Origin of the sequence: Micromonospora sp. RTGN7 (assembly GCF_033804645.1) — a bacterium.
Lineage (GTDB): Bacteria > Actinomycetota > Actinomycetes > Mycobacteriales > Micromonosporaceae > Micromonospora.
This window is the reverse complement of the sequence record NZ_JAPZLF010000002.1, coordinates 472329-481933: the sequence shown is the minus strand read 5'-3', so window position 1 is coordinate 481933 and position 9605 is coordinate 472329. Positions and strand designations below refer to the sequence as shown.

The 9605-nt window shown below is 73.9% G+C and carries 8 protein-coding genes; 5 read left to right on the top strand and 3 right to left on the bottom strand.

Going from position 1 to position 9605, the window contains the following annotated elements; all coding sequences use genetic code 11:
• Positions 1-160: 160 nt before the first annotated feature.
• Complete coding sequence (locus SNR22_RS05535) at positions 161-358, bottom strand: hypothetical protein (protein WP_320065339.1); 198 nt, start codon at positions 356-358, stop codon at positions 161-163.
• Between the two features lie 615 nt (positions 359-973).
• Here SNR22_RS05535 and surE point away from each other — a divergent pair.
• Positions 974-1906 carry a 5'/3'-nucleotidase SurE gene (gene surE / locus SNR22_RS05530; protein ID WP_320065338.1) on the top strand — a complete coding sequence of 311 codons (933 nt, stop codon included), beginning with the start codon at positions 974-976 and terminating at the stop codon, positions 1904-1906.
• 126 nt (positions 1907-2032) lie between these two features.
• Here surE and SNR22_RS05525 read toward each other — a convergent pair whose 3' ends face one another.
• The gene (locus SNR22_RS05525; RefSeq protein ID WP_320065337.1) at positions 2033-2230 is read right to left on the bottom strand and encodes a hypothetical protein; all 198 of its coding nucleotides are present in this window, start codon (positions 2228-2230) and stop codon (positions 2033-2035) included.
• Positions 2231-2311: 81 nt separating this feature from the next.
• Here SNR22_RS05525 and SNR22_RS05520 point away from each other — a divergent pair, with 81 nt between their 5' ends.
• Positions 2312-3091 carry an SAM-dependent chlorinase/fluorinase gene (locus tag SNR22_RS05520; protein WP_320065336.1) on the top strand — a complete coding sequence of 260 codons (780 nt, stop codon included), beginning with the start codon at positions 2312-2314 and terminating at the stop codon, positions 3089-3091.
• 82 nt (positions 3092-3173) lie between these two features.
• Positions 3174-3416 (top strand): CPCC family cysteine-rich protein, encoded by a 243-nt coding sequence (locus tag SNR22_RS05515; RefSeq protein WP_229401180.1) that lies wholly within the window; start codon positions 3174-3176, stop codon positions 3414-3416.
• 127 nt (positions 3417-3543) lie between these two features.
• Here SNR22_RS05515 and SNR22_RS05510 read toward each other — a convergent pair whose 3' ends face one another.
• The gene (locus tag SNR22_RS05510) at positions 3544-4845 is read right to left on the bottom strand and encodes a hypothetical protein (RefSeq protein ID WP_320065335.1); all 1302 of its coding nucleotides are present in this window, start codon (positions 4843-4845) and stop codon (positions 3544-3546) included.
• A 109-nt stretch (positions 4846-4954) separates the two neighbouring features.
• Between SNR22_RS05510 and SNR22_RS05505 the strand changes: the two genes are divergently transcribed.
• Complete coding sequence (locus tag SNR22_RS05505) at positions 4955-5779, top strand: zinc finger domain-containing protein (RefSeq protein WP_320065334.1); 825 nt, start codon at positions 4955-4957, stop codon at positions 5777-5779.
• Between the two features lie 85 nt (positions 5780-5864).
• Positions 5865-9605 (top strand): multicopper oxidase domain-containing protein, encoded by a 3741-nt coding sequence (locus tag SNR22_RS05500; RefSeq protein ID WP_320065333.1) that lies wholly within the window; start codon positions 5865-5867, stop codon positions 9603-9605.

Below are 9605 nucleotides of genomic sequence, written 5' to 3'. Positions count from 1 at the left end.
GCCGGCCCCGCCGCCCCCCCCCTCTCCGGCTCGCCCGCCCCCCCGGCCCGCCGCCCCCGGGGGGGCGGCGCCCGGGGGCCCCCCCCCCACCTCTGGTCGCTCCGAACGCGGTCCGGCAGTGGTCCTGCCCGTCGGGAGGGTAGTCGGCCGGCGGACAGGGTCATTCGCAGCGGTCGTCGGCACCCCGGCCGTAGTTTTCGCAGCAGTCGAGGCGGTGCCGATACACCCGCAGGTCTCGGCCCCCTCGTGGGGCGAACTCGGTGGTGATCTCGTACAGACACGCCCGCCACGCGACGGTCTCCCCGCCGCCGGGCACGACCTGCCCGTCGCCGGGCCCGCCGCGTAGCAGCACCTCCATGTCACCGACGGTACGCAACCAGCCGCGCCGACGACCCCGGATCCGCCATGCGGCTCTCCCGCCTGTGGTCGACGCAGCCGGTTCCCGGGATCTGAACCATCCCGCTACGCTCCCGTCACCGACTGCGGCCGGTGGGGGCCGACTCCACAGGTGATACCACCCCAGGCATGGTCTCCATCTGGTTCCGGCCCGGCGGCGCCGCGCCTGGCCACTGGGTGTCGCCATCGCGGCGCTCGTACTCGGCACCGCCGCCTGCACCGACACGGACAGACCCACCACCGGAACGGCCCCCAGCCCGTCAGCCAACCCGGAGTTCGTGGTATCCGGGCACGTACCGACCGGGTAGGACGGCTACCACGTTCGAATCGCCGGCCGGGACGGCCGGGTGTACGGCGAGGCGGAACTCAGGGAGACGCTGGTGACCCTCCACCTCAGCTGACGAACGGCTCCGACCAGGCTTATGAAACAGGGCCTACTGCCACCGCGATCGTCTACACTCGACACTCAATCACCGCACACCCCGCGACATCCGCGCCTGCTGCCGTCTAGCCCACTTCCTCGCGGCATGAAACTGCGGTGTCCGGTCCCGGGGTGGAACCTCAGAGTGGAGTTGCCTTGGGCACAGCTCGTCGTCTCGCCCCCCTCGCCCTCGCCCTGGCCGTCGCTGTGGTCGCGCCGTTCGGCGCCACCGCCGCCGCCCAGCCCAACGATCAGCCCACGTACCAGCCCCAGCCCGACCACCGCCGCCTGCGCATCCTGATCACCAACGACGACGGCTGGATCGGACCGGGCGGATCGAGCACCCCACTGATCGTGGCGCTGCGCAACGCCCTCGTCGCCGACGGCAACGACGTGACTGTCGTCGCCCCTGCGACGAACCAGAGCGGCACCGGAACGTTGATCACCTACCCGACGGTGAACCTCGCCAATCCCGAGCCCGGCGTGTGGACCGTGACGGGCACGCCCAGCGACGCGGTGATCGTCGGCCTCGGCGCCCTGTTCCAGGGCGCACCACCCGACCTCGTGGTGTCTGGGATCAACCCCGGCGGGAACTACAGCTCAGTCGTCAACCACTCCGGGACCGTCGGCGCAGCGATCGTCGCCCTCGAGAACAACGTTCCGGCGATCGCCGTGAGCATCGACGGCAAAACCCTCGACCAGTCCGTGGCGCTCAAGGACAGGGTCGCCGAGTACACGAGTGACGTCGTGGCGGCGCTCGCCCGCAACGCCCGCGGCAACGCCGTCCTTCCTCAAGGCCTCGGCTTGAACATCAACTATCCCGGAACCACCCCGGTCAAAGGCACGAGCCTGACGCGCGTGGACCGGAACAGCTACATCCGCTTCGGGTTCACCAACACCACCGGGGCGCTCGGCCAGCCCGGGACGTACGCCCTGACGCTTGGCGGGCCCACGGGCCCGCCCACACCCGGCAGCGACTGGAGCGCACTCCAGGCCGGCAAGATCAGCATCACCCCGATCGACGCCGACCTCAGCGCGAACCCACGCGGCGCGGCCCGTGTGCCCTTCCTGGAAAACCTCACGCCCTGACCTCCGACCACCTCCCGTCCTGGGGGGGCTGACCACGCGCGAATACGTAGCGAGTTCGAGCCGGCGTCAGCGCCCCTCTCGGGGGTGCTGACGCCGACAGGTCGGCGATCTCGATACGGCCGGCGATCAGAGCATTCGTGGACATGACATCCCTTTTTTCGTTGGCGCTTCCAACATTGGCAGCGCCAGCCGGTCCTCGGCCACGTACCGGCCGCGCCGCGCGTGGCGAACCCAGCGGCGCTCCGGGTCCCGGCCGCGCAGCCACTCCTGCCAGTGCTCGGGCAGCGGCTCGTTGCGGCCGGGCACTGGCAGCACACGGGTCATGGCCGGCAGGTTAGCGTCGAGCCGTCAGCCGCGCCGGCCCCGACGGCAGGCAAGACACCCGAGTACGAGGAGGACGCCCCCGTGCCCTGGATATCGCTGACCACCGACTACGGCCTCGCCGACGGGTTCGTGGCCGCCTGCCACGGGATGATCGGCCGGATCGCCCCGGCCGCCCGGGTGATCGACGTGACCCACCTGGTTCCGCCGGCCGACGTGCGGCGGGGAGCTGCCGTGCTCGCCCAGACGGTGCCATACCTGCCGGTCGGGGTGCACGTCGCGGTGGTCGACCCGGGGGTGGGTACCGCCCGACGCGGCATCGCCCTGGCCGCACCGGGCGGGCTGCTGGTCGGGCCGGACAACGGGCTGCTGCTGGACGCCGCCGTGGCGCTCGGCGGCGTCACGGCGGCCGTCGAGCTGACCAACCCGCAGTGGCTGGCTCCGGAGGTCTCCCGCACCTTCCACGGCCGGGACGTCTTCGCACCGGTGGCGGCGCGGCTGGCGCTGGGTGTCCCGCTGGCCGACGCCGGCTCGGCGGTCGACCCCGCCGAACTGGTCCGGCTGCCCGAGCCGGTGGTGCGGCCGGAGCCGGACGGCTTCACCGCCGAGGTGCTGACCGTGGACCACTTCGGCAACGTGCAGCTCGCCGCGCCGGGCACGCTGCTGGCCGCGCTGCCGGCCCGGCTTCGGGTGGCGGGCCGGGCGGTGGCGCACGGACGTACCTTCGGCGACGCCCCGCCCGGCGAGCTGGTCATCTATGTCGACTCCGCCAACCGGGTCGCGGTGGCGGTGAACGGCGGCCGGGCCGCTGACGTGCTCGCGGTCGGCCCGGGTGACCTGGTGGCCGTCACCGCGTCGGGCTGAGTCGTCGGGGCCGCTGGATGGGTGACGAAATCGGACCGCCGTCGGACTGATGCCCGGTGGCCGGTTGTGAAATGCTCTCTCAGTGGGTGATCAATGGGTTCCTCCGGCATGCCCCTGCTGCGCGTCCCTGACCGGTGGTGGCACCTGCCCGGTCTGCTTCTGGACCGACGACGGCCAGGGTGACGCCGACGCGGATGTGGTGCGGGGCGGCCCCAACGGCGACCTCAGCCTGTCCCACGCGCGGCTCAACTTCGCCATCTACGGCGCCAGCCACCCCCGCTATCAGGACATCGTGCGCCCGCCCCGCCCGGAGGAACGCCCCTAACCCCCACCCCCACCCACACCACCCCCACCCACCCCCCTTTCCCGCCTCGGTGATCATGAAGTTATTGCCAGCCTGCCCGGCGTGTTGTGGCAATAACTTCATGATCACCAGGGCGAAAGGGTGGGGGTTAGCAGCGGGGGGCGGTGCCGCCGTAGATGGCGGAGATGTAGGCGTGGCTGATGTAGTGCCCGGTGGCTAGGCGGTTCCATCGGTTTGTGGTGCGGAACGGGCCGGTGACGGTCTGGCCGGTGACGTAACACTGGATCGGCACGTGGGCGTAGGTGGCGGCGAGGCCGCGGACGGCGTACCCGGTGCCGGGGCCGGCGCGGAGGTTGAGCGGGCCGTTGCCGACAATCCCGTGCGGGCCGGTGCCGGTCCAGAGGTACGCGACGTCGACCCAGGCGTTGTCGGTGAGCCGGAGACCGTCCCAGAAGGTGCCGTCGGCGAGGTCGACGCCGCCCGGGTTCAGCACCGTCCGGCCGAACTGGTCCCGCCCGCCGTTGTAGCCGGACTGGTACGCCGCCTGCGCCTCGGGCAGCCCCTGTGGCAGGTTCTTCCAGTTCTCCCGAACGGCGGCGGGGTTCCAGTAGTCGTCCCGGGTGTTCCACGGCCCGACGTCCCAGACGGGCGCGTACTCGCAGCGGCTGCCGCTGGTGGTGCAGACCCGGACGGTGTAGTCGCCGGTGCCGCGCGGGGCAAGCGAGCGTCGGGACGGCAGCGCCGTGAAGTGGTCCCGGGGCTGGACGACGTGCCCGTTGGCGGTGGTCTCGCCGACCAGCCCGATCCGGGTGGCGAAGACCCGGTAGCTGCGCCCCGGCGTGGCGGCGGCGGCGACGGCGGCCCGGTCGGCGGTGAGCCGGACGGCGCGTACCGCCGGGGTGGTCCCGGCGGCGCGGGCGGTGAGCAGCAGCCGGGCCTGGACGCGGGTGACCGGCTGGTCGAAGACGGCGGCGGGGACGGCGGCGCGCCACTCGGTCCAGCCGGCGGAACGCCAGCCCCGCACCTGGACCTCCACCGCGGCGTTGCGGCCGATCTCGGCGGTGACCTCGGCGCGGACCCGGGTGGCGGGGCGGGTGAGGGTGCGCGCCGGGCCGAGGTACGTGCCCTCGGCGAGCGGCGTGTGCCGGCCCAGGGCGGCGGAGGTGACGGCGCGGACGTTCCGGTCGGCCAGCCGGAGCCGGCCGCCGGACCACCGGGTGTTGAGGCCGCCCACGCCGGACAGGTCCGCCGCCCACTCTTCGACCGACGCGGTGGCGGTGGATCCCGCCGGCCCGGCGGCGGGGACCGGGAAGGCCTGCGCGGCGGCGGCCGGCAACAGGGCGGGGGCGAGTGGGACCGGCGCGGCGGCCGGGGAGAGCGCGACGGTGAGGGCCCCGACGAGCAGGGGGGCGATTGCGAGGGTACGGACGCTACTTCGAGGGTGATTCATGCTGTTCCTCCTCAGAACCCCCTGATGGTTACGTTATGAGGAGATCGACAGGAACCTCGATACAAATAGCGCTACATGCAAATCCCACTCACGGAGGGAGAATGGTGGGGTGCCCGAAGGCGACACGGTCTGGAACACCGCCCGAGTTCTGCAACGCGCCCTCGGCGGGGCCCGGCTCACCGGCAGCGACTTGCGGGTACCCCGGCTCGCCACCACCGACCTGACCGGCTGGACGGTTCGCGAGTCGGCCAGCCGGGGCAAGCACCTGCTGCTCCGGCTCACCGCCGCCGAGCCGACCGACCCCGGGACGGCCAGCCCAGCGACGGCTGACTGGACGCTTCACTCGCACCTGCGGATGGACGGGGCCTGGCGGGCGTACGCGCCCGGCGAGCGCTGGACGGCCCGGCCCGGGCACCTGATCCGGGCGGTGCTGCGCGCCCCCGGCGCGGTGGCCGTCGGGTACCACCTGCACGAGCTGGAACTGGTGCCGACCGCCGAGGAGGACACTCTGGTCAAGCACCTCGGGCCGGACCTGCTCGGCGCGGACTGGGACGCGGCCGAGGCGGCCCGCCGGCTCGCCGCCCGGCCGGAGGCGACGATCGGCGAGGCGCTGCTCGACCAGCGCAACCTCGCCGGGGTGGGCAACCTGTACAAGTGCGAGGTCCTCTTCCTGCGCGGGGTCTCGCCGTGGACACCCGTCGGCGCGGTGCCCGACCTGGCCGGCACGGTGGCGCTCGCGCAGCGGCTGCTGGCCGCCAACCGGGGGCGGTGGACCCAGAGCAGCACCGGCTCGCTGCACCGGGGGCAGACCAGCTACGTGTACGGCCGGCGGGACCAGCCGTGCCGCCGCTGCGGCACCGCGATCCGCAAGGAGGAACTCGGCGAACGGGTCACCTACTGGTGCCCGGTCTGCCAGCCCGACGTGACGCCCTGACCTGCCCCGACGCGCCCGCACCAGGGGCCGGGAAGCTCCGCAGATAGGGACGATTGGGTACTTCCTAATCGAGGCCCGAGGTTGCATGCTGCGGTTGAGTGCTCACCCATCGTCAAACAGGCACAGTCGACCGCCCCGAGGGGGTGGCGGGCCGGCGCGTGCCACGATCCCGGGGAGAGCCATGGTGCTGTTCCGTAGACTGCGCTCCCACGTCACCGACCTGCCCACGCGCACGAACGGGGAACCAGGGCCGGCCGTGCCGGCGGCCCGGACCGCCGAGCCGGCGGCCCCCGTCCCGGCCAGTCTCGACCCGGCCGCGGTCCCGCACTGCTTCGGGTCGGTGCCCAACTTCGCCGCCAGCCCGCTGCCGATCCCCGACGGGCGGGACGGGGTGGTCGCCGGCACCGGCATCCGCAAGTTCGTCGACGCGCTGCCGGGCCCCGGCGAGGCGGGCCGCACCGAGCTGGGCGGGTACCTGCCGGTGGCCGTCCCCGACACCAGCACCTGGCCGGGCTGCGACTACTACGAGATCGGCCTCCAGGAGTACGCCCAGCGCCTGCACCGCGACCTGCCCGCCACCCGACTGCGCGGCTACCGGCAGCTCAACCTCGGCACCGACGGCACCGGGCACAACACGGTCGCCCCGCCCGACCGGCCGTACCTGCTCGGGCCGGTGATCGTGGCCCGGCGGGGCCGGCCGGTGCGGATCAAGTTCATCAACCAGCTTCCCACCGGGCGGGCCGGCGACCTCTTCCTGCCCGTCGACCCGACCCTCGACGGGGCCGGCGCCGGGCCGCTGGACGGGCCGGCGCCGTACCCGCAGAACCGGGCCGTGCTGCACCTCTACGGCGGGCAGACCGGCTGGATCAGCGCCGGCAACCCGTGGCAGTGGGTGACCCCGGCCGGCGAGATCACCCCGTACCCGACGGGGGTGGGGCTGACCCACGTGCCGGACATGCCGCCGCCCGGCCCCGGGGCGACGACCCTGTACTTCCCGAACGAGCAGAGCGGCCGGCTGATGTGGCTGCACGACAACACCCTCGGCCTGTCCCGGCTCACCGTCCACTCCGGTCAGCTCGCGCTCTATCTGCTCACCGACCCGGCCGAGGAGAGCCTCGTCGCCGACGGGGTGCTCCCCGCCGAGCAACTGCCGCTGGTGATCCAGGACCGGACCTTCGTGCCGGACGACACCCAGCTCGCCGCCCAGGATCCCACCTGGGACCGGGACCGCTGGGGGGCCCGGGGCAGCCTGTGGCACCCGCACGTCTACCAACCCCGGCAGAACCCGTACCGGGCCACCGGCGACAACCCGACCGGCCGGTGGGACTACGGCCCGTGGACGGGCCCTCCGCCCGCCGGGGAGTCGACTGCCCTACCGGGGCCCGACCCGGAGATCGACGGCAGGCCGGTCGGGCCGGTGCCGAACCCGCATCACGACCCGGTCGCCGAGCCCGACGAGCCGCCGCTGACCCCGGGCGTGCCGCACCCGTCGGCGGTGCCCGGGGCGTACGGGGACACCCCGCTGGTCAACGGGGTGGCCTATCCGTACCTGACGGTGGCGCCGAAGGCGTACCGGTTGCGGATCCTCAACGCCTGCGCGGACCGCTCCCTCAACCTTCAGCTCTACCGGGCGCGCTCGGACACCCCCATGTGGGGCCCCGACGGCGAACTGCACGACGCCGACGCGGGCGAGGTGCCCATGGTGGAGGCGGTCCGCTCCCCCGACCGGCCGGCGCACTGGCCCACCGACGGCCGCGACGGCGGGGTGCCGGACCCGACGGCGGCCGGGCCGAAGTTCGTCCAGGTCGGCAACGAGTGCGGGCTGCTGCCCGCCCCGGTGGTGCTGCCGAACCGCCCGGTGGGCTACCGGTACGACCGGCAGGACCCGACCGTGCTCAACGTCGACGGGCACACCCTGTTGCTCTCCCCCGGCGAGCGGGCCGACGTGGTGGTCGACTTCTCCGCCGTCCCGCCCGGGTCCACCCTCATCCTGTACAACGACTGTCCGGCCCCGCTGCCCCGCTTCGACCCCCGCTATGACCACCACACGGACGCGCCGGACCGCACCGCCGTCGGCGGCATCGCTGGAACCCGCCCCGGGTACGGGCCGAACACCCGTACCCTGCTCCAGTTCCGGGTCGCCGGCGAGCCGGCCCCGCCGTACGACCTGGACCGGCTCGCCGACCGGCTGCCCGCCGCGTACGCGGCCAGCCAGCGCCCGCCGATCGTGCCCCAGCCGGCGTACGACCGGGCGTTCGGCACCCGGACGGCCGGAGAGACCGTGGTGCCGGCGTACGCCACCTCGGTGAGCTTCACCCCGGCCGGGGCCGCCACCCCGGTGACCCTGCCGCTGGCCGTGAAGGCGGTGGGGCAGGTCTTCGAGCCGGCGTACGGGCGGGTGGCGGGCCGGCTCGGGGTGGCCCACCCGCACGCCGGCCCGCTCGGCCCCGCCACCCTGCCGCTCGGGCCGGTCGACCCGGCCACCGAGACCCTGGTGATCGCCGACCCGACGGTCCCGATCGGCGATCCCCCGGACGACACCCAACTCTGGCGGATCAGCGGGGACGCCGGGCAGACCCACCCGGTGCACCTCGGCGGCTGCGACGTGCAGTTGGTCAACCGGGTCGGCCGGGACGGCACGATTCGCCTGCCGGAGGGCAACGAGCTGGGCTGGAAGGAGACGGTCCGGGTCAACCCCAGGGAGGACGTGATCGTGGCGCTGCGCCCGGTCGCGCCGCTGCTGCCGTTCAAGCTCGGCGACAGCGTCCGGCTGCTCGACCCGACCCGCCCGGCCGGCGCCCGGATCGGCTCGACCATGGTCAGCCCGGTCGACGGCCGGCCGGCGTCGGTGGTCAACCAGTTGGTCAACATGGGGTGGGAGTACCGCTGGCACAGCCAGCTCGGCGGTCACCGGGACCAGGGCATGAGCCGTCCGATCGTGCTACGGGTCGCCCCGAAGGTCCCGACCGGGCTGACCGCCACGCCGGTGCCGGGCTCGGCGACCGTTCTGCCGGCGATCACGCTGACCTGGACCGGCAACGGCGGACACCCGCCGGCCCGCAGCCACCTGCTCCAACGGGCCACCAACGCGACGTTCACCGGAGGGCTCACCGCGATCACGGTGGCCGCCGCCGCCAGCCGGTACACCGACGCGACGGTCACACCGGGGATGACGTACCACTACCGGATCCGGGCGGAGAACGAGGTGAGCTGCTCGGCGTGGTCCAACGGGGTGCTGGCGGCGGTTCGGCTCGCCGCACCGGCCGGGCTGGCCGCGGCGATCCCGCCGGCCGCGCCGCTGCGGGTGGCGCTGCGCTGGGCGAACCGCTCCTTCGCCACGGGCGTCGACGTGCAGCGGGCCACCAACCCGACGTTCACCAGCGGGCCGGTGACCACCGCGATCGGGGTGGACGGGCAGCACGTGGACACCGTGGTCGCGCCGGAGACCACCTACTACTACCGGGTGCGGACCACCTACCTGGGTGCGGCGTCGTCGTGGTCGACGGTCGCCACCGTCACCACCCCGCCCCGCCCCGCGCCGCCGAGGTCGCTGGCCGCTGCCGCGAGCGTTCCCGCGCCGGACACCGCGACGGTGGCGCTGACCTGGGCGGCGGGTCCGCCGGGCGGGCCGGGGGCCGGCTTCGTGGTGCAACGGGCCCTCGACCCGGCGTTCGAGCGGGAGGTCGTCGCGTTCACGGTGCACGGGCGGGGGTTCACCAACACCGGCCTGACCCGGGGCGTGACGTACCACTACCGGGTGCGGTCGTTCAACGTGGTCGGCAGCTCGCCGTTCACGGCCGCGGTGGCGGTGACCACCCCGGGCTGA